This is a genomic window from Rubritalea spongiae, from assembly GCF_042652385.1.
Taxonomy (GTDB): Bacteria; Verrucomicrobiota; Verrucomicrobiia; order Verrucomicrobiales; family Akkermansiaceae; genus Rubritalea; species Rubritalea spongiae.
The window spans coordinates 2409646-2430704 of sequence record NZ_JBHSJM010000001.1 but is presented as its reverse complement, the minus strand read 5'-3'; the positions used below and the strand labels follow the sequence as shown (position 1 = coordinate 2430704).

At 48.7% G+C, this 21059-nt stretch carries 19 protein-coding genes; 6 read left to right on the top strand and 13 right to left on the bottom strand.

The window, feature by feature from the left end; genetic code table 11:
• Positions 1–14: 14 nt before the first annotated feature.
• On the bottom strand, positions 15–1610 hold the full coding sequence (locus tag ACFPK9_RS10865; RefSeq protein ID WP_377094901.1) for a tetratricopeptide repeat protein: 1596 nt from the start codon (positions 1608–1610) through the stop codon (positions 15–17).
• Between the two features lie 7 nt (positions 1611–1617).
• Between ACFPK9_RS10865 and ACFPK9_RS10860 the strand changes: the two genes are divergently transcribed.
• Complete coding sequence (locus ACFPK9_RS10860; protein WP_377094900.1) at positions 1618–1929, top strand: hypothetical protein; 312 nt, start codon at positions 1618–1620, stop codon at positions 1927–1929.
• A 27-nt stretch (positions 1930–1956) separates the two neighbouring features.
• Here the strand turns inward: ACFPK9_RS10860 and ACFPK9_RS10855 are convergent, their stop codons facing one another.
• Complete coding sequence (locus ACFPK9_RS10855) at positions 1957–2892, bottom strand: YybH family protein (protein ID WP_377094898.1); 936 nt, start codon at positions 2890–2892, stop codon at positions 1957–1959.
• Positions 2893–3140: 248 nt separating this feature from the next.
• On the bottom strand, positions 3141–3728 hold the full coding sequence (locus ACFPK9_RS10850; protein ID WP_377094897.1) for a DUF4202 domain-containing protein: 588 nt from the start codon (positions 3726–3728) through the stop codon (positions 3141–3143).
• A 91-nt stretch (positions 3729–3819) separates the two neighbouring features.
• On the opposite strand from ACFPK9_RS10850, the gene ACFPK9_RS10845 reads away from it, so the two are divergent.
• Entirely contained in the window at positions 3820–4458 is a 639-nt protein-coding gene (locus tag ACFPK9_RS10845) for an RluA family pseudouridine synthase (RefSeq protein WP_377094896.1), read from the top strand.
• A 48-nt stretch (positions 4459–4506) separates the two neighbouring features.
• Here the strand turns inward: ACFPK9_RS10845 and pheT are convergent, their stop codons facing one another.
• The 8 genes from pheT to rpmI all read right to left on the bottom strand — a co-directional run bounded on the left by pheT (position 4507) and on the right by rpmI (position 13964).
• Positions 4507–6906 carry a phenylalanine--tRNA ligase subunit beta gene (gene pheT / locus ACFPK9_RS10840; RefSeq protein ID WP_377094895.1) on the bottom strand — a complete coding sequence of 800 codons (2400 nt, stop codon included), beginning with the start codon at positions 6904–6906 and terminating at the stop codon, positions 4507–4509.
• Positions 6907–7169: 263 nt separating this feature from the next.
• Positions 7170–7754 (bottom strand): DUF6036 family nucleotidyltransferase, encoded by a 585-nt coding sequence (locus ACFPK9_RS10835; protein WP_377094894.1) that lies wholly within the window; start codon positions 7752–7754, stop codon positions 7170–7172.
• Positions 7755–7875: 121 nt separating this feature from the next.
• Positions 7876–8187, bottom strand: coding sequence for a hypothetical protein (locus tag ACFPK9_RS10830; protein WP_377094893.1), 312 nt, complete (start codon positions 8185–8187; stop codon positions 7876–7878).
• A gap of 69 nt (positions 8188–8256) precedes the next feature.
• Positions 8257–9273 (bottom strand): phenylalanine--tRNA ligase subunit alpha, encoded by a 1017-nt coding sequence (gene pheS / locus ACFPK9_RS10825; protein WP_377096620.1) that lies wholly within the window; start codon positions 9271–9273, stop codon positions 8257–8259.
• Between the two features lie 97 nt (positions 9274–9370).
• The gene (locus tag ACFPK9_RS10820) at positions 9371–12520 is read right to left on the bottom strand and encodes a tetratricopeptide repeat protein (protein ID WP_377094892.1); all 3150 of its coding nucleotides are present in this window, start codon (positions 12518–12520) and stop codon (positions 9371–9373) included.
• Positions 12521–12769: 249 nt separating this feature from the next.
• Positions 12770–13054: a putative quinol monooxygenase gene (locus ACFPK9_RS10815; RefSeq protein WP_377094891.1), complete on the bottom strand. Its 285-nt coding sequence runs from the start codon at positions 13052–13054 to the stop codon at positions 12770–12772.
• A 175-nt stretch (positions 13055–13229) separates the two neighbouring features.
• A complete protein-coding gene (gene rplT / locus ACFPK9_RS10810) occupies positions 13230–13601 on the bottom strand; it encodes a 50S ribosomal protein L20 (RefSeq protein WP_377094890.1) in 372 nt (123 codons plus the stop codon).
• Between the two features lie 153 nt (positions 13602–13754).
• A complete protein-coding gene (gene rpmI, locus ACFPK9_RS10805; RefSeq protein WP_377087670.1) occupies positions 13755–13964 on the bottom strand; it encodes a 50S ribosomal protein L35 in 210 nt (69 codons plus the stop codon).
• 179 nt (positions 13965–14143) lie between these two features.
• Between rpmI and ACFPK9_RS10800 the strand changes: the two genes are divergently transcribed.
• From ACFPK9_RS10800 to ACFPK9_RS10785, 4 genes are all read left to right on the top strand, one after another.
• Positions 14144–14506, top strand: a complete 363-nt coding sequence (locus ACFPK9_RS10800; protein WP_377094889.1) for a Dabb family protein — start codon at positions 14144–14146, stop codon at positions 14504–14506.
• Between the two features lie 11 nt (positions 14507–14517).
• Complete coding sequence (locus ACFPK9_RS10795; protein WP_377094888.1) at positions 14518–14916, top strand: cupin domain-containing protein; 399 nt, start codon at positions 14518–14520, stop codon at positions 14914–14916.
• 66 nt (positions 14917–14982) lie between these two features.
• Positions 14983–15612 (top strand): class I SAM-dependent methyltransferase, encoded by a 630-nt coding sequence (locus ACFPK9_RS10790; protein ID WP_377094887.1) that lies wholly within the window; start codon positions 14983–14985, stop codon positions 15610–15612.
• Between the two features lie 35 nt (positions 15613–15647).
• Entirely contained in the window at positions 15648–18080 is a 2433-nt protein-coding gene (locus ACFPK9_RS10785) for a DUF6288 domain-containing protein (protein WP_377094886.1), read from the top strand.
• Here the strand turns inward: ACFPK9_RS10785 and ACFPK9_RS10780 are convergent.
• Positions 18072–18590 carry a SprT-like domain-containing protein gene (locus tag ACFPK9_RS10780; RefSeq protein ID WP_377094885.1) on the bottom strand — a complete coding sequence of 173 codons (519 nt, stop codon included), beginning with the start codon at positions 18588–18590 and terminating at the stop codon, positions 18072–18074. The two genes, ACFPK9_RS10785 and ACFPK9_RS10780, sit on opposite strands and share 9 nt — an antisense overlap.
• Positions 18591–18661: 71 nt before the next feature.
• Positions 18662–20908, bottom strand: coding sequence for a carboxy terminal-processing peptidase (locus ACFPK9_RS10775; protein ID WP_377094884.1), 2247 nt, complete (start codon positions 20906–20908; stop codon positions 18662–18664).
• Positions 20909–21059 lie beyond the last annotated feature (151 nt).

Below are 21059 nucleotides of genomic sequence, written 5' to 3'. Positions count from 1 at the left end.
AGATTCTATATGATCTATGATTTATTAAAATCAACGCCAGGGTCGCCTTCCGCTCCACCTGCGACAATGAAGTTCAGCGTTGAGTCATCCTTCATTTCTACTGCCGCTACAATTTGGCTATCGTCGTCGCTCAGCACTAACAAGCCCTCGTCCATACTAGCACCTCCTTCCATTTTAAAAGGCTTCTTACCATCATCGTAACTCCAAACAAACTTGTCATCGTCACTGATAATCAACACGATTGTCCCTTCTGGAGTCTTCGCGGTCCATTTCCCATGCATCGAATCCAATGGCGGAGGGTTATACTCTTTTTTAGAATCAGTTGGCAAATCAGAGTCATCTCCATCACCAGTCGTTGAATTTTCGGTCAACTCTAACAGCTGCTGCGCCACTTGGTCGCGAGGCTGTAGCTCCACACACTTAGCAAATGCCTCAGACGCTTCATCTAAATGACCTGCTGTCATATAATGGTAACCTAACAAAAACTGTGCCTCAGCAGCCTTAGGTGACTTCTTAGCATAGTCCTCGAGCGCCCTAAGTTGAGCTTCGTAAGTGGCAGAAGAATCATATTGTCCAATCATCGTCTCCCAGCCCCAGCCAGGGCTTCCTGCGAGCACCGAATTTAGCACAGATGCTGCATCAGCGTATTTTTGCAGAGCAAACAGACAAAGCCCTTTAAACTCATGTTGAACTGTGTCGCCAGGATCGTAACTGATCGCTTCATCAGTCTTCTTCGATGCTGTGACATAATCCTTACTTTTAAAAGCAACACGAGCAGCCTCAAAGGCGTCACTTGCCTTCTTCGCCATCGTATCACTCTCCTCTTGGCTCATGTCAGAACGCTGCTCCACAGTTTGCTCAGCTGAAACGCCAACTGGCTCTGCATAGCTAAGATTACTACTTTGTCCACCATCGGTATAAACCACAACGGTCTGAGTCGGATATGGGTTGAAATAATGATAGTAACCACAATCAAAAATCAAGTTTCCTAAGCCCCACCCCACTAAGCCCCACGCGATCGCACGGCCAGCTGGATAGTAGTATGGTCGATAATGGTAACCATAATGCCAATGCCCGCCATGCCATGGATAATACGAACCAGCTCCCCACCAAGGTCTGCCGCCCCAATGTCTCGAATCTACTGACCAATTCACATTCCGGCTAAAGTTCACATCCACTTTGTTTCCAACATTTACATTTCCACCTCTGCCCGGCCTGTGACCCACGCCTGGACGATTATCCCACTTGGGAAGCCCCGGCTTACCAACCCCAGACACGCGATCCCCTATTGGCGGCTTGTTTATGGGCTTGCCACTCGACGGACGGTTTCCAGGCTTGGGTCGATTCCCTGAACCACCCGCTCCTGGAGGACTTGGTCTAGAAGCAATGCCATCACCAGGTTTAGGTCGCACCGAAGGGCGCTCACTAGCTCCCCCACCTGGGCGATTCTGTAATGGTCGCCCATCTATACCCAAACTAGGTTTAGAGTAATGGGAGTCTCCCGGTTTCACCGACGGACGAGTCGCAGGCCTACTTGGCCGTGAAGCACTCGGTCTATCACCAGGCTTCACGGACGGCTTAGAAACACTTGGTCGATCTACCGGGTTCACCGACGGTTTGGAAACACTTGGACGAGAGCTTGATCCACTAGAAGGTCTAGAAACACTTGGTCGTGTGCTGGGTTGCACTGACGGCCTCGAAATACTCGGTCGGCTACTCGGCTGCACAGACGGTCTAGAAACACTCGGCCGTGAGCTAGGTCTCGAACTAGTCATCGGCGCCCGCTTAACAGGGGCAGAACGCTGCATTGATCGTCCTGCACTAGCCCTATGGCCACCACCTCCTCCTCCGCCTGCACGGGACACACCTCGCGCCTCTATGATAGGTATTGCCACTAAGCTTAAAGTGGACCCTATCCACAAACTCTGAAATAATCTACATTTTGCTTCCTTCATGCTATTCTCCGGCTGGGCTTGTAAATGGTTTTGGCGGCGTCTTCACTAAACGCATTTCGAAATCTTCCTCTTGTTCACCAGCAACCTCACGTTGCGTAAATTCCCAGATCACAGACTTGTCCTCTTCGACTCTCACAGCCTGCTTGCTTGAAGTGGTCTCTCCTTGCGCATTCACACCTTCAGCCTTAATTGACCACCCTTCTTCACCCTTCACCCACACTGAATGCGAATGGCCACCGAGCGAATCAAAAGACCACGAAACCATCTGCTCAGCTGCGGCATCCCAACCAATGCGGATTTTAATGTGCACCGTCTCAGTATCAGGCGAAATATACCTGCCATTACCCACAATCCACGCCCCTGAAGGGTCCCATTTAAAATCTACTTTGTAAGCCGAATCATCCCAACGCGCCACCCAATCACCGACAAGCCCGCCGATCTCTACAAGCGCCTTATTCGCTGTAGACTCTAACACCTCACGATTTCGACTCTGTAAAATTTTCCAAGTTCCATCTTCTTGCTTTCCAATAATAGCCACATAAAAATGGGTCGAAAGAACCTCATCACCTTCTGAAAAAACAACAGCTCCCTCCTCCACCACCAACTCTGGTGTCTCAAAATGCACAGAAGTTGCTTCCAAGCCTACCTGCGAATCTGGATGCTCATTAAAAACTCGATTGTAATACTCCGCTATCGCATCCTGCCCCACCAGCTTCACATCCTCCGCCAATAAAATCTCGCCCTCCTCCGAAAATAATTCGGCTATAGCTCCTGCATCCTTGTTATTGAAAGCTTTTACATATTCAGCTGCAGCACTCTTAAGCTTCTCCCACTCCGGTTTCACCGCTGCCTCAGTAAGCTGTACTGCATCCTTCTCTTCCTCAGCATACACACCAAATGTTAGAGAAAGAGCCATACCCATGATGATACATTTCATGCTCTCCCTATTACTGCAGTCTCACCTTTCTCGCCAGTATTTTCTAACTGACGTAAACTCATCTCCCATAACAAAGGGAATCACAGCAACTCCAATTGTTCATAATTTGATTAAACTAACTAAATTATATATGCGGATAAAACCGCCCACTCCCGCCGCTTGAACCCTTGTCTCCAGTCGGAACTAAAGGATCGCATGGATGAGATTTTTAACCTAGCCCGCCTAGGTTTCACCCCTAACAAAAGCATTTAAGCCAAGGCTTTCTGCACAATCGCCAAAGCCTTCTCCGAAAAATCTAACTTCAGTGCCTCGGCATGACCCTTTTCGCTCATTTTACTCCAAGTCTTCTGAACTATTTTGATCATCTTCTCTTCTTCAGTATCATTGATCAAATCATCAAATTGGTGCTCCATGAATGCAAGGCAAAGCGCATCTTCCAGCGTCTGACACTCTGGGTCTTTCCGTAAATTCTTCTTCAAATTCAAATCCTGCACACGTGCGATAGTAGCCTCATCATAGCCCACCTCCTTAAGTAGCTCGCCCGCTTTCTCCGCATGAAACTTCTTCAAGTCGCTGCGCCAAGTGAGGTAGCCAGTGCGATCCATCGGATAACTCTTGCGCGGAATTTCCCAACGGCAAATGTGCTGGCAGCGCGATGCTAATAAAAGTTCATCAGACGCATCTGGATCTAACTTCTCCACCCACTTGGTATGCTGTTCAGAAAAAAAGAGCTCTTGTGGATACGAACTTCCATCAGCCTCCCACATCCTAGGGTCTTGTGAATTGGCCGCATCAAATTTTTCGAAAGCAACTTCAAACAGAGCATCTTTTTCCATGGCCGCAATCATACTCTCATCCTCTATTTACTCAACACGATTCCACACCTTAGCATCGACAATTCCCCCAAGCCTACACAGCATCCATCCCGTGAGCCACTCTCTCGACATTCTCTATCAGGACAACCTCCTTATCGCTGTGAACAAGCCAAGCGGCCTCACCTCCGTACCAGGCAAGGGCGTCCACGCAAACGATTCCCTCACCACTAGAGTATTAAACAAATTCCCACACGCTCCGAGCTACCCCGCCGTCCACCGGCTCGATATGGACACCTCTGGCATAATGCTTTTTGCTCTTGATCCAGAGACCCTCAAACATCTCTCCCGCCAATTCGAACAACGCCAAACGCGCAAAGAATACATCGCATTGTTAGAAGGAGCAGTCCACACTAGCAGCGGCCACATCGAACTCCCCTTCAGACTCGACCCCGACAACCGGCCACATCAAATTTACGACCCCGTCCACGGTAAAACAGGTATCACCGATTGGGAGTTGTTAGGAAATAAAAATGGACACGCCCGCATCCTCTTCAAGCCCATCACCGGCCGTACTCACCAACTCCGCGTCCACGCCGCTCACCCCAAAGGTCTCGCCAGCCCCATCATCGGCGACACTCTCTACGGCTCAGCCACCGAACACGGTCATCTCAAACTCCACGCCAGCCTGTTAGAATTCACCCACCCATACAGCCAGCAGAAATTGCTCATACAGTCCAAACCTAATTGGTAAAAAAGTCGCGTCTCGATAACGCGACTTCCGTTTATCAGAACTCCCGTTTTAACGAAAAGTCACCTTCACGCTCTTCGCTAGGTAGTCGAGGAGAGCTTGATGCGCTTTATCAACTTCTTTAGCTTTAAGCGTCTTATCCGCGGAACGATAGGTGAAGCTATAGGCCACTGACTTTTTATCGGCAGCCAACTTCTCTCCAGTCGGGTCGGTGAAGACATCGAAGCAATGAAAGTCAACCAACAAGCTTTCGTTGTGCTTCTTGATCGCGTTTTCAATGGCTGCATTCTCAAGTAAGATCGGTGCCTCCATCGCAGCATCGCGACTAGAACCTGGGAACTGAGGAAGTGGATCTACTTTTTCAATGCCAGTAGCGAGCTGCTGCAGCTTTACTAGATCAAGCTCAGCCACATAGACTGGGTTATTCGCATCGATCGCACGACAACGTGCAGGTGTGAGCTGAGCAAAAGCACCGATAGGTTTGCCATCAGCGAGTACATCAGCAGCAAGAATGAACCCTTCGCGCTTACGTTCCTTTAGCTGCACGACAGCTTTTGGAAGAGCCGCAGCAATCACGGCCTTAAGATCGTAGAGATCAACTATGTTAGGAGCTTTGTTGGCCCAGTTGAGTGGTGCATCTGTACCAGACATCAGCAGGCCAAGCGACTCGGCTTCAAGATCCTTCGCCTTGCCGCCACCAGCATTACGGAACTGTTTGCCCATTTCAAAGAAACGAAGCGACTTTCGCCCTTGGCGGATGTTACGTGCTGCTACAGCAACCAGTCCAGGCACTAAGCTCGGACGCATCACTGCGTGATCTTCAGAAAGCGGCAATGCTACTTTTACGAGATCGCCATCCATCAGTGGACGCTGCGGAAGGGCATCACACATCTGTGCGACCATGTTGTCGTTAGAGTGCTCAGCAATCAACTTGATCGTCTGTGTCTCATAAAAGCCGAGTGCAGCGAGTTGCTGTTTGAGTTGCAATTGGAAATCGTAAGCTTTGTCGACAGCGCTCTCGTCCACGTATGCGCCGACGAAACGACTCTCCACATTCTCAAGACCATGCACGCGTGCGATTTCTTCCACCAAATCGATGTGACGCTGGAGGTCGAGTCTGTAACTAGGAATATCCCAGCTGTTGTCTGCGCCTTCAGTCAGTCCTAGTTTAGTAAGAATGTCTTTTGCGGCATCAACAGTGATCGACCCTCCCATGAGCTGCTCAAGTTTAGCCACATCAAGAGTCACAGGCTGCGTCAGCACTGGAGCCTCCCCCGCGACTTCAGTAGCCCCCTCGATCGTTCCACCTGCGACTTCTACGATCAATTTCGCGGCAAGCGCTGCGGCGTTAAATACTGCTTGCGGATCAGAACCGCGCTCGAATCGGTACGATGAATCAGAGTTTAGCGCCGTGCGTCGTGAACTGCGGCGAATGAACGATGGCGTAAAATACGCAGCCTCGAGAATGATATCAACAGTGGTTTCCGTGACACCTGAATCTTCCCCCCCCATGATACCTGCCAGCGCAAGTGCATTACCTGCAGCATCAGAAATAAGAAGGTCCTCAGAGCTAAGTTCCACTTCGCCACCATCGAGAGCATTGAATTTCTCACCTTCACTGGCCAAACGAATATCGAGTGCGCCATCCACTTTAGCAGCATCAAATGCATGCAGTGGATGCCCTAGCTCGTGCAGGACAAAGTTAGTGATATCCACCACGTTATTGATCGGACGGAGACCGATCGCTTCGAGCTTCGTCTTGAGCCACGCTGGGCTCTCAATGACGTTTACTCCAGAAATTTTAGTTGCAGTATAAAGCGGGCATCGCTCCTCCGCAGAAATCTTCACTGTAGATGCTGCAGCTGTCTCGAGACTTGGCTGATCAAACGGCTTGCGTTCTTTTCCAGTGAGCGCAGATAGCTCACGCGCCATACCTGCGTGGCTGAGCAAGTCGGGACGGTTCGGAGTGATTTCCACCTCGATGATCGTATCAGAGGCAAACATCTCAACCAGTGGTTTACCAATCTCAGCATCTTCTGGCAGAATCATCAGCCCATCTTCCTCGTCGATTAGACCAATCTCACTCGCTCCAGCGAGCATTCCCTTAGATTCAACTCCACGCATCTTGGTTTCCCCGATGGTGAAATCACCAAGACTCGCACCTGGCAAACAACACGGAACTTTATCTCCGACCTTATAATTTTTTGCACCACATACAATCTGGCGCAGCTCACCTTCGCCCGCATCAACCTTCGTCACTTTCAGCTTATCTGCATCTGGATGCTGAACAGCCTCCACAATTTGCGCGACAACGATTTTGTCAGATGGAACACCAGTCTGAGAAATGCCCTCCACTTCCACACCGGCAAAAGTGAGAAGGTCATCGAGCTGTTCAATGCTGTGGTCGCTAAGGTCGAGGTGGTCGTTGAGCCAATTGAAAGATACGTTCATGGGACAATGCCTTGCAGCTGCGAGGCGGTGTTAAGTTTGATGTGTTAGCTGTTAGGCTCATGCACGGTGAAACCACCGTATCAAAACCCGACATTTGATGCGCTTTCACTGCAGGAAATTGCCCAAAATGTCAAACCTTCTGAGACTCCATACATTAGAGAGCACAACTCTTTCCCCGTGAACGCTCAAGTTTCATCTCCAATAAACTAGAATAAAAACCTCACTGCCATTTGGCAATCGGCATAGAGTGACCTTACTCAAGTTTAGACATGATCTAACTCAGCACAGACGACTTCAAAATTCTTTTCAACTGTCGGCAATAAATCAGGGTGTGGACATTCAGACTGGATAAAAATACCCAGTTCCTCACGGCCAATGATACCCTCATTGATCATGCCAGCGACAAAATCGATATCCTTCTTCCGACCCGCCTCTGTCTTGTTATACGCCAAATCAATCGGAGATAAACAATAGCCCGTAATATGATCGACCTTAAATTGAACACAGCGCTCTAACCAACCTGCAGGCTGTGACAACATGGTCCAGTCTCCGACACGCTCGACGTAGAAGTCATTCTCGTGCTCGAACTCACTAGCTTGCCCGACAAGATCATCGCCAGGTTTGAAGGTCTCCGTCTTTAGCTTTCGCAAAGGAAACATATCGATATCCGCTGAAAGCCTTAAGTACCCCGGAGCATCTGGATGAGAAGCTAAGATAGAAGCCGAACCGACAACTACAAAACGCTTTCTATCGTAAGCTTTTGCAGCCGCTCTCAGTGCAGTTTTAAGATCTGCTTCAAATAATTCACGCTGTGTGCTCATCACCACATTCTCTTTTTCATCAATCATAATTCCAGCAAACACTGTGCCATGTGCTACACGGCTTGTTAAACAACGTTCGAACTATGCTAAAACTTTCAGACTCCGAGAAGTAATTCTCTGTGTCAAATTCTTCAGAGAACTTAATAAGTTAAGCCAACTTAAAGGGTGCACATGCACGTAATTGGTCACTCTCTGGAGAGGTATCGCGTAACAAATTCGCGACGTAAGAAGCTGTCTTAGTAGTCAAGATGGTTTCCCATTCCTGATAAATTTCACGGGCTGGACACGCTCGTTTGGCTAGTTGAGAGCGGACTTTGCTCAAACCTTCTTCAATCGCTTTTGGATCATTCTCGACACGGTCAGCTAGTCGTTCTTGTATCCTCATCTGTCGGTAGCGCATGCGTTCTACGCCTGCAGCCTTCTTCGCCAAGATATCTTGAATAACTACATTGCTAACCATCGATTGAACCATTAACAGCTAACTTAAAGAATTTATTACCATCTGTAAAGCTTCAGATTGTTCCTTAACTTATGCAAACTGTTTCAAGAAGCGCGTATCGTTCTCGATCAAGAGGCGAATATCTTTAATTCCCCACTGGATCATCGCAAGACGATCAAGACCCATCCCAAAGGCAAAACCAGTCACCTTTTCTGGATCAAAAAGATCATCACCACGACTCTCTGCGAGCGATGCGAAAACCGCCGGGTCGACCATGCCACAACCGGCAACTTCGATCCACTTCGGAGCCTGGCCTTTAACATGAAGTTTCACATCAATCTCGAAACTCGGCTCAGTGAATGGGAAAAAGTGCGGGCGAAAACGCACTTCAGTTTCATTCCCAAACAATGCTCGCAAGAAGTACTCCAACGTCCCCTTGAGATCGCCAAGCTTCACGTCTTCTGCCACGAACAAACCTTCGAGCTGGTTGAAAACAGAAAGGTGCGTCGCATCAATCTCGTCACGACGATACGCAGAACCAGGTGCTATAATGCGCACTGGCGGCGTCGCCTTTTCCATGGTGCGAATCTGCACAGAAGAAGTATGAGTGCGGAGAAGTTTCCCGCTATCAAAGTAAAAAGTGTCCTTCTCGTTGCGCGCTGGATGGTCATCTGGCGTATTGAGCGCGTCAAAGCAATGGTACTCAGTCTCTATCTCAGGTCCTTCCGCAAGAGCGAAGCCCATCCGGCGCAAAATTTGAATCGCGCGATCCTTAATCAGAGTCAATGGATGAAGCCCACCTTCGAGTAGCTCGCGTGGAGGAAGCGTGAGATCGATCCCTTCTACTGACTTCTTATCAGCCTCTTCCTGCAAAGCTGCAAGCTTGGACTCGATCGCAGCCGTGATCGCTTGACGCGCCATATTCAGAGCCTGACCGTATGCTGGTTTCTCCTCATTCGGAAGATCTTTCATCGCCGCAGATGCCGCGGTGAGTCGACCCTTCTTGCCAAGAAACGCTACACGCGCCTCGTCGAGAATCTTCTGATCAGTGGCTGCTTCTATCGCGCTGAGAGCATCAGCTTGGATGGTTTCGAGTTCCTGCTTCATGGACGGCAAAGCCGTGCCATATTTCACCCGCTCTGTCCACTGGTTTTGCGCAGCGAGGCCTGTAAACTACGAGCCCGCTGCACATCCTTATAGCGTCTTACTGAGTGAGTCCTTGCACAAAAATGTCGAGCGTCCCCCTCACAAGCTGATCTTGCCAAATAATTGAGCGAGCACTCGTATCCTCCTCTAACAACTTGCTGACTCTATGCTGTTCACGCACATTCACACCTGCCGCGTGTTGCTGTGACTCGGCCTCTTCGCCTTCCTTTTTAAGGAGTTCAGCGCTCGCATCGAGTTGGAAATACGCCTCCTCTGTACTAGGCATTTGAGGAACCGATTGCAAAATCGTGTAGGCATCTTTGAGTCTGAAACTTAAATTACTGTTACGAGAAGTTTGCTTCTCATAAGGATCTAATTCCAACAATTTCAACCCAGCATCTTCCTTTAACTTCAGATTTGCTTTTGTCGGCGCCACATTGCTCGAAACGATTTTACTCCAAGCATTCAAATAGAGTGGATCAAGTTCCACAGCCTTCTTGTAATACTCCAAGGCCTTGTCATCCCGATTCCGTGAATCCTCCAGATAACCCATCAAGTAGTAGGTCTGCGGATGCTTCGGATTCTTTTCAATCAGAGAGGTAAACACCCTCTCCGCGATGCTTTGAGCCACTTCACCTTTGAACGCACCTTCACAACCAAAACAATGACTCTCCACTCGACCAAAGCTAGACGGCATCAGCTCAAATGCCCGTTGATAATATTGCTCGGCCTTTTCGTGTTCACCCATCTTTGCGTGATACACAGCAAGCCGTGATTGCAAACAATAGGCATCAGCGAAATGCTCGAGTGAGCGATTGTACTGCTCCAATGCACGCGTAGTAAGCCCCGCATAGAAGAGAGTATCCGCATCTTCACCCATCCTTATCGCCGCTACCACTTCACGAAAAAAATCCTCATCTTTCTGATTTCCCAGCCCCGCAAGAGCATCGGCTAAAACAGCGTACACTTGCATCCGGTCATCCTTCCCTTGCTCACCGTCTGACGGATCAATCGCGATACCTTTTCGAGCTAAAACCTCAGCTGATTTAAAATCTCCATTTTCAATAGCGAGCTGCGCTTTCCATATTAGCGGTCTCTCTTGAAACGGATTATGCGTAATCAGAGCATCCAGCAAACCCGCTGTCCCCTCATGCTTCAAACTCAACAGCAATTTGTACGCAGGATCGTAATTCAACATCTTCCCTTCGGTAAGTCCTTTCCTCAATAAACTAAAAGCCAAATCCTTCTGACCAGTCTCAGCAAATGCCCATGCAGCATCCACAACTAGCTCCTTCTTTGTTAACTCAAACAAATCCTTCTGCCCCCAGTAGGGAAAATGCTTCATCAACCATACAATATCCTCAGCTCTGCCCGCTTCACGGTAAAGCTCAACCAACTTCTCGCCAATACTCACTCGGCTGTCAGAACCGCCATACATTCCATAATAATATTGGCTTGGCTTTCTCGCTGCATCAAAACTCTTACGCAGTTCTAACAGATCGACTAGAGACTCCTGAGCATTGAAAAAATCACCTAACTGAATCGCTCTAGAAATACTCTCAAGCACTGCGTACTCGATACTACTAAAAACTTCTTCCCCACTTTTACTCTCTTTCAAATCTAGCTTCTGAGGCATCTCTAGCACCTTTTTGTATAGTGAAAGGGCGCGTTCCTTTTCACCCAGAGCCTCAGCTACTTTGGCCTCGGATTGATACAAACTAGCCAATTCGCTGAGCGGAAATGATTTTAAGCCAAGCTCCTTCTCCTCCTCGAGCACCGCCTCTAACTCATTCTCATAAACTTCAATCACCCCCTGCAGAAGCGCTATCCCTTTTTCCACCGCGTCCAGCGATAGATAGGTCATTGCAATACTTTGCGAAATTCGTGCCTCATTTAGAGTCTTTGGCTTCTCTCCAGGAAACTTCTCTGAGAACAAGGCCAACACTTCCTCACTTTTGCCCAACTCCAAACCATAACGGTTCACCAATTCCCACATACTGCCGCTCTCTGGCTCATCGAGCAATTTAACCAATGTCGCGTACGCCACCTCTTTCTCAGCCCGATTTTGCGGGTGAATCGATACACTACTCAATCCATTACGCCTCATCATCAGTGCCACAAGCTGAGGATCCATCTTAGATAAATTACCCAATCGAGCATTCATTTCTGACGCCCGTACTTTTTCAAGCACAGCTAGCGCACTCTTCGCTCCGTCTAGGTCCCCAGCGCACACCTTGAGATCAAAATGCATCTCGCGTACATTGCGCTGATCGTATTGAGAAAATTTATCCACCGCAGGAAGCATCCGCTCCAACAACTCGCGATCGCGTAAAACTGACATCAATTTTCGCGGATACACAGTGATGGCATCCTCTCGCTCTTTCAAAACCTTAGCTAATACCTCCAAGGTCGCTCGATCATTCGGCAAATTGATATTCACTCGACTCTGCCCCTTCATTCCTTTTGTTGTTAGAAAGTCGGCAACCTTCTCTATGTATGGCAAAGCTTCTTCCTCACCTAAAAAATGAACTAAGGCTGGAACCGTGAGACTCGCATAGCGCTGCGACTTCAACTGCGCTTCAGCTTGACTCACATTCTTCTCGAAACCCTCTAACAACATCTCCACATCCGCAAACTCTCTCTCATATTGGGATTTGAGGTTTGAAAAGTCATCTCGCTCAGAGCTCCCGCCACTAAGCATACGTGCGATGATCCATTTTTTCTTCTTCTCCTTCGAAAGATCGGCGTACAGCACTTCTTCGAACTCGGATTGATTCCCTTCTAAAATTTTAACCAAGAGCTTCAAAGCCTTTGCTGAGTTAGGAGACAAAGACTCGTCATTAGCAAACTCTTCTAATTCGCCAGACAGTTCCTCCCACGACTCTACATCAGGAAAAACCTTGAGCAACATTTGAGAAATCAATCGCGAGTACTGCCAATAGTTACCCGTCCGTTCCTGGATGCTCGAGAATGCTTTGAGCTGTTCCAGCCATTGCTTGTACTGCCCCTCCCCTGAAAGCTTTTCTAACTTCTGAAGCTCGAGATAGACCGATTCATAACTCACGGAACCCTCCCCACCCTGCTCTTGCTCAGCCACCATCAACACCTCCTTCAAGGCCTGCTCAGCAGATGAAATCTCCTCGGAATACCCAAATTCAGAAACAGCTAAAACAGCAACGACACCTCCAATAAATAAAGAATTCTTCATATGTTAGAATCTACCTAACAATTCACCAAGAAGCTCACAAGATCATTTCTCGTGTGTAGTCTTCATCACTCCCCCCGCAATATTAGTACCCTTACCAATAGAGGAAACAGTTTACTCGCATCCCCCATAGCGCACTCAAACACCTTTGTAGTGAATGCAGCAGTGACTCTACCGAAAACAGCGAAATGCAGTCGCCATGTGAGAGCCCAGATATGATAGCTACCTTAAAAATAGCCTAAGCAATCTGAACTAGAGGAAGCTATTCAGCTCCTCTGAAGACTTCGCTTCAATGAGTTCAGGTGCGAGCTCTTTGAATTTCGCAAAGTGTGCAGTCGCCTTGTGCTCCTCGAGCTGCTCAGCTGTCTCCCAAATCTCGATCAGGAAAAAGTCAGCGAGCGATTCTTTCTGTTGGTAAAGCTCATAGCTCACGCAGCCCGCTTCTGGCTTGGACTCCATTACCATCATTTTAAGAAGGTTCTCAAGTTCTCCTTCTTTCCCAGCTTTTGCCGTGAGGTTGATTTTCTTTGTGATCATGCCCATTCCTCTATCATCGCGACCACGCGATGCAAACCCAGACTTTCGACATTCCGACATTCGACACCTCGAGGAGCGCAGCTCCCCTGCATATCCCCTCCAAAAAAAATCAGCCACTCGGACGAACCAAGTGGCTGAGTATAAGAGTTGTTTCGTGAATACGAACGCTAGCTCATTAAGCAGCGTGCTTCTTCGCGAGAGCGTCTTTAGCTTGCTCAACGATGAGGTTGAAAGAAGCGATGTCGTTCACTGCAAGATCAGCAAGGATCTTACGGTCGACTTCGATTCCAGCAGCTTTGAGACCTTCGGTGAAACGTGAATATGTCATTCCCTGTGCACGAGATGCAGCGGAGATACGCTGGATCCAGAGACGGCGGAATTGACCCTTACGCTTCTTACGGTCACGGTATTCATATTGACGCGCCTTGATGACGGCGTCCTTCGCATAGCGGTATAATTTGGAACGGAAACCACGGAATCCCTTCGCACGTAGTAATACGCGCTTGCGACGGGAGCGGCTTGCCGGACTATTTGTTGCTCTTGGCATTTTCTTTTCCTGTTTTGATCAAACTGTTTTTATAGTTACTCCCGTAGTCTCGTTTGATCGTATTCTCACTAGGTGAGACTGGCTACGTGGAGTTCCTCTCGAGTCGCGAGAGGGCGAGTCTGTGCTCGCGATTCTAGTTCACTGGGTCAGGACCTAGAGAAATGGAAGTGATTCCTTAACTCTTGGTAGATCTGCGTCAGAAACAAGTGCAGCTTTTCCGAGGAAACGCTTACGCTTACGATTCTTCTTCTGAAGAATGTGGCGCTTACCTTGTTTACGGCGAAGGATCTTGCCTGTACCAGTGACCTTGAAGCGCTTAGCTACGGACTTACGTGTCTTCGCTTTACCTGCTTTTCTAGCCATGGGACGCGCAAGCTAGTCAGATACAACGATTTTACAAGACGAATCTTAGAACTTTTTAGCATTTTTCCTCTCCACCACCAAAAATCCATAAAAATTAAGATTTCTCCGCCGCATCTAAGCTAGATATTTACTAGATTTGCGCGCCAAACTACCAATGCTGTGCTAATACTCTCCCTACTATGAAAAAACTACTCACCTTACTCATCAGCCTCTTTATGTTCCAATGGGCCGCAGCCGACTCGCCCTATCGCCACGTCGTGCTTTTGAAATTTAAAGACGATGCCAGCAAAGAACAAATTACCACGATCGAAAAGCACTTCATTAACCTGAAAGATAAAATCGACACCATCCAAGACATCGAGTGGGGCATCAACGATGTGAGCAGCACCAGAGGTGATGGTTTCACCCATTGCTTCTTCGTAACCTTTGAAAACAAAGCAGGGCTCGATGCCTACTCGCCTCACCCTGAACATCAAAAATTCGTTACCGAGCTAAAGAAGGTCCTAGATAAAGTGCTCGTCGTCGATTACACCGCACAATAAATACCACAGTCATGTTCATCGAAGACAAAGACATCATCGCCGAACCCGCAGACATGGGGCTCAATGAGTTCTTTTCCCACCACCTTCTCAATCAAGGCGCTCCCTCCAAGGACATCATCCTCATCCGCGGCACCATCAAACCAGGCTTCGGCCACGACTTCCACTACCACGAGGACAGAGAAGAATTTCTCTACATCCTGAAAGGCTCTATCGAGCAATGGATTGGTGAAGAAAAACGTCTGCTTGGCCCAGGCGATGTCCTCTACGTCCCAGCCGGCACCATCCACGGTTCCTACAATGTCGGTGACGAAGACGCTCAACTTCTCGCCATTTTTAATAACAAAAATGCAGAAGCCGAACTAGCGACCGACGTCTCACAACAAGAACCCTGGGCCTCGATCAGAAACTAACTCGCACCTCTATACACCTCCCAAGCACCATTCAACAGGATTAGCTAGGTTTATTATTCTCTCTCCATGCCGAAGCCGACCAACAATGCGCGCACTCAGAATGATTTAAAAATCCTAGAATCCCTGTTGGCTCCCATTTTACAAGAATCATTCACCGAACGCAAAGACAGCTTTTTTGCGCTCAACATCGCCTGCGGCAGAGCTGACGAAACTGGCACACTCCTGCGCTGCCTCAGCCCGCTCAGCCAATCCCTTCACCTCACGGGAATTGATATCCGGGACCGCGAGCTCAGCGATGCCCGCAAGCGTTGGCCGTCGACCTCACAAGCTGACATTTCCTTTGTAAAGCACGATGCCAGCAAGCTGAAACTGCTCAGCACTCTCCCCAACGAAGTCGACCTCGTGATGATGCGTCATCAAAATTTCTGGAATGGCGCGGAGACTTGGATCCGCATTTACGACAGCGCGCTAAAGCAACTCTCACCGAACGGCAGACTCATCATCACCTCCTACTTTGACCGCGAACACAGACAGGCAGTACAAGCCATTAGCTCGCTCGGAGCTCAACTCCTCCACACCTTCCAAAACCCACGCTCGCGCGTCATTCTCAAACAGCCACTCAAATCAATCGACCGCCACATCGCAGTCTTCATGAGAAAAAACGAGGAACAAACAGACCTTCAATCAGTTATTTGATTGCTCGAGATCTAAACTTGCCAATAGTAGTTTGAATGCGACTGCTCATCCTGTTCCTCATCCTGCCATTGTTCTCGAACTCGGCTGCCGGTAAAATTCCAGATTTTACTAAGGGCGACACTCTAGCAGCTGATAGCCCACACGACTGGAACCTAGGCGCCACCGGAGCGCATGGTTGGGTTTATTGTGAAAAAGGTGGCTCAGCAAAAAGCCGCCAAGTCCTCATCACCAAAATCGCTGAAAACTCCCCAGCCAGCCAACAACTCGCAGTCGATGATATCATCATCGGCCTCAATGGCGCAGATTTCGAAAACGATGCCCGCATCAGCCTCGCCAAGGCGATCACCGAAGCCGAAGCGACCGACGGCAAGCTTTCCCTCAAAGTCTGGCGTAAAGGTACAATAGACAATATCGACTTGTCGCTCCCAGTGCTCGGCCGCTATTGCCCCACCGCTCCATTTCATTGCCCAAAGTCTCAAAAAATAGTCGATCAAGGCTGCGCTCAAATTGCTCAAACCATCAAGAACCCCGATGGCCGCAGAAGACATGTCGTAGTGAAATCCCTCAACGCTCTAGCCCTCATGGCCAGTGGGGACGACCAATGGATGCCACAGGTGAAACAAGTCGTAGATAGCCTCAAATCGTGGAAAATATCCGATCGCGACCTCCACTCCTGGTCCTCTGGTTGGGTCAACATTTTGATGTGCGAATACTATCTCCGTACTGGCGACCACTCAGTGCTTCCCACCATCCAGCGCCTCAGCATGCAAATCGCCGAAGGCCAGAGCCATGTCGGCACATGGGGACACCGCTTTGCCATTCCCGAAACAGGAATTGCTATCGGCTACGGCTCAATGAATCAAGTGGGTATCAGCCTTACCATCTCCCTCTTGCTCGCCAAAGAAGCTGGAATTGAAGATGCTAAAATCAATACCGCGATCAACAAAAGCCAAAGCTTCCTCGGGTTCTACTCCGAAAAAGGCCCCATCCCCTACGGCGACCACCATCCCTTTCTCAAAACTCACGATGATAATGGCAAAGCCTCGGGAGCAGCTGTGCTTTTCAACCTGCTCAACGATCAGACAGCCACACGGTATTTCTCTATTACCTCACTTGCCAGTTACGGCACAGAACGCGAAACTGGGCACACAGGGAACTTCTTCAATATGCTCTGGGCGCTTCTCGGAATTTCTCAACTAGACGAGTCAGCTACCGGCGCATGGATTCAAGAATCCGCATGGCTGCTCGATCTCGCTCGCACCCACACTGGTAGCTTCGAATTCCTCGGTAAACCTGGAGCCGTACGCGGCGAACATTCATTCGCTGGATGGGACTGCACTGGCGCCTACATTCTTTCCTACGCCATCCCCAACCGAAACCTCTACCTCACCGGCCATAAGAAAAGCTGCCTGCCAGCCTTAAGCCCACAACAAGTAGCCTCAGTCATCCACGACGGCAGAGGCTGGACACCCGAAACGGGCGCAGTATCCTACCAAGCTCGCAGCATTGGTGAATTGTTAAAAAACCTCGGGTCTTGGTCACCAGTCATACGCGAACGTGCAGCCATGGCTCTCAAGACGAAGAACCCTGAGGAATTCATCACACCCCTCATCAAGCTCACGCAAAGCCCTTCTATAAATGAAATCCTCGGCGCCTGCGCTGCTTGGGAACAATTAGGTACAGCTGGAGCAAAAGGCGTCCCCCATTTAAGCGAACTACTCAAGTCAGACGACTACTGGGTTCGGGTCCAAGCCGCCGAAGCACTCGCAGGTATCGGTGCTCCAGCACAAAAAACCATTCCGGAACTACTCAGCTTGATCACCGATGAGCCTATGCCCGGTGATAATCGTGAATACCTCCGCCGCTATGTCGGCCTCGCCCTCTTTGATTCCCGCTCAGGTCTCGTTCAGAAATCTATCGATACTATCGACCCTGAACTACTCTCAAAAGTCATTCGGACTCTCTTACACAACGAGGACGGTCGAGCACGCAGCTCACTCAAACCGATCCTCATTAAACTCCCAGCCAGCCAGATCAAACCTCTACTTCCAGCCATTTACCAAGCCGTTGTTCAGCAAGCTCCCAGTGGTGTAATGTTTTCCGACGGAGTTCGCCTCACTGGACTAGAAATTCTCGCACGCAATCGCGTGGCCGAAGGTGTCCCTCTCTGTTTAGACCTGATCGATATCGGCCGTTGGGGGCTCACTAAACGTTGGAAACCCTGCTTCACAGCCCTGCAGATCTACGGCGCCAATGCCAAATCCGAGCTCCCCATGATCAAAAAATTTGCCGAACAACTCTACAACAATCCCAAATATCAAATCTCCAAGCCAGAACACCCTTCACACAATAAAAAGATGGTTGAGCACTACCATACCCTCATGGCGATCATAAAAGAAATCGAAGCAGCCCCTCCACTGAGTTCCCCCATGCTTTCCATTAAAACTATTGGCAAGGAATTAAACTAGGCTCTCGCCCACGAGCGCAAACCTTCTGTGGTAACGACCGCCATTGAACTTTTTACAACATGTATAGCAGGCGACGTGTCGCTGCATCTTGCGTACCCGTTCGATGCTTTCAGAACAGCTCGGACAGGTGTAGCGCCACTTTTTCCTTTGCTCGCGGCGAGGTAACGGAAGTGTGTGCCTAGCACTCTCCCCTGGGATTCCTAAATCTGCACAGGCCTGCTGCCATTCAATACCGTGAGGAGCTATTCTCCGCCCCCCAGCGCGATGATAAGCAAGTAGATGCGCGAGCTCATGCAGTAACGTGCGCCGTACTTCTTCTATGCTGATTCCCACCAATTTAGGATTCAACTCCACTCGGCACTCTGGCCAAAATGCTCTTCCAGCGGTTGACCGCATACGCTTATTCCATACGACCTGAACTTTAGCGGCAAAGCCATCACCAGCTAATTCCTCTAGCCGACCAATCGAGCTTTCTAAAATATCACTGAGAGCGGCTTTGACCTCATCCATAATCAAACAAAAAAGAACCCGCATGATTGAATCTACAATCCTGCGGGTAAATAAAAGTAAGTCGAAGCCAATCAGCTTTTAATCACACCAGCCATTTTTGCTTGGTCGGTCAGCTGCATCAAATCATCAAGAATAAAAAGACTCTCGCGCTTTACTGGGTCCAATCCAGATGGCCATTCAGGAGTGATATCGAGCTCTTCAATTTCATCCTTCGCACGACTCATGTAATCGTCCTCATCTGAGCTAGGGTCGAAAACTGGCAGTTCCTCTTCGTCCAAATCATCGAGATGGGCCTTGTAAAAGACATAGTTCTCTTGGTCTTGCTTCTGCATTTCCGCGAAGCGCTTAATGCGTTCCTTATTACGCTCCTTCGTGCGGTTTTCCACCTCAGCGAGCTCTTGCTTACGAACATCAATGTTGAGAGAAAGCTCGTTCTTTTCGATGCGCTCTTTTGTTCTCTCCACATCATCTGCGAGATACACGAAGTCCTTTGAATTCTTTACACGTTCTAAACTTTTACCTTTAAGTTGAGCTATAAAAAGATTCTCTCGCGACTTCGGTGTATAGCCCGCAGCACGATTAATTTTATCATACGCTAAGGCATAATAGAGGTATTCTTCACCCACTTCGATAGCGTCCATCATGTTTGGTAAGACGATGTCAGCCTCAACCCCCTTCTTCTGAGTCGACATCCCAGAAACACGATAGAACTTTTGAATGGTTGGCTTGAGATAACCTGCTCGTTCGCGATTTGCAAAAAACGGCATCAAGCGTGAAATATCCATTGGCTGCTGCACAGTTCCTTTACCAAAAGTCGAACTGGTACCGATGACAACTGCGCGATTGTAGTCCTGCAAAGCACCTGCAAGAATCTCACTGGCCGATGCCGAAGACTTGTCGATGAGCACCACCATGGGCTTGTGGAAAATGGCTCGCTCATAGGAATTTTTTAAATCGATGCGGCCTAAATAATCTTTCACCTGCACCACCGGCCCCTTGCCAGTGAAAAAACCGGTCATCCGACGCACTTCTTCTAGTGAGCCACCACCGTTTCCGCGAAGATCGAGAACTAAGCCTTCCACTTTTTCTTTATTAAATCGGCGAAGAATTTTTTCTACATCCACCGAACAACGCGTCTCACCAGTATCGAAATTAGCGTAAAATGACGGCAAAGTAATCACTCCGATTCGGCTAATTTCTCCTTCTTCATTTTTCTTTTCAATGATCTCCCCTTGAGCGAAAGATTCACCCATTTCCACGGTCCCGCGATTAATCACGATGAACTTTGGCTCGCCACCATCAGCGGGCTCCACTTTAAGACGAACACTCGTGCCCTTCTCACCGCGAATCATGTCCACTACCTTGTCGATTTTCATGAACATAATATCGACGACATCCCCAGTGTTATTGCTGTCTACTCCTACGATACGATCATTCAGCTGAAGCTCTCCTTGATTCTCCGCTGGGCCACTTTTGACAATCCCCATGATCTTAGTCGCTCCATCTTCTTCAGCCTGAAGTAGGGCGCCAATCCCTACAAACTCATTGCTCATGCCTGACATAAAACGCTCCATTTCACGGGCACTAAAATAATCAGTGTGTGGCCCATAGGACTTTGCCACTGCTGAAAGGAAATAGTTCGCAATATCTTCATTATCGACATCATCTACCGCGCGCTTCACACGCTCGTAACGCAGCGTCAATTTCTCTGGAATTGGCTTCTCATCGAGCAATGGGTTCTTCTTTCCTTGCTCTTTTGCACGTTCGTCGATCACTTCACGACGCAAGGTTTCAGAAAGAACGGCATCCCCAACCATCCCTAACCAAAGTTTCTCCGCGTCCGCCTCATTTTCCGGCCAGCCAGTCAGCGTTGGCTCTTTTACATCGCGACGCGTGCGTTTGATGACCTTATCTTCAGTGAAATCAAACTCGTGGTTCTTGAGTAAATCTTTCGCATGTTCGATGCGTTGGTCCACGCGCTTGCGATACAATTGATAAATTTCTTGGGCCGGCTCCATGCTTTCCTTGTGCAGCAGCATGTCCGTCAACTTATCGCCGTACTCTTTCTCAATCTTTTGGATATCCTCTTGAGTGAAGTACATCTTACCGTAATCGAGCTCATTGAGGTACATCGTAAAGATGCGCTCACTCAACTTTGCATCGAAAGGTAATCGATCATAATGCCGGTTCTGCAGCATAATCGACATCTGCTTTCCGACCTCATTAAAGTCTGTCTCGGCAGCTGTCGCAGGAACCACAGTGGTTAGAGCAGCCACACCACTCAATACCGCATTTCTGATCGATCTCTTTATTTTCATAATAGCATGGGGAATCTCGCATTTTCTCCAGTATGCAAGTTTGAGGGAGTATATTCGTGCATACTCTCACACTTGTCGAATCCTTTCCTCGATTTCGCGATCTAATTTATTGTGACAATCTCTCTCCTCCCTGTCTACCATAGCAAACTCA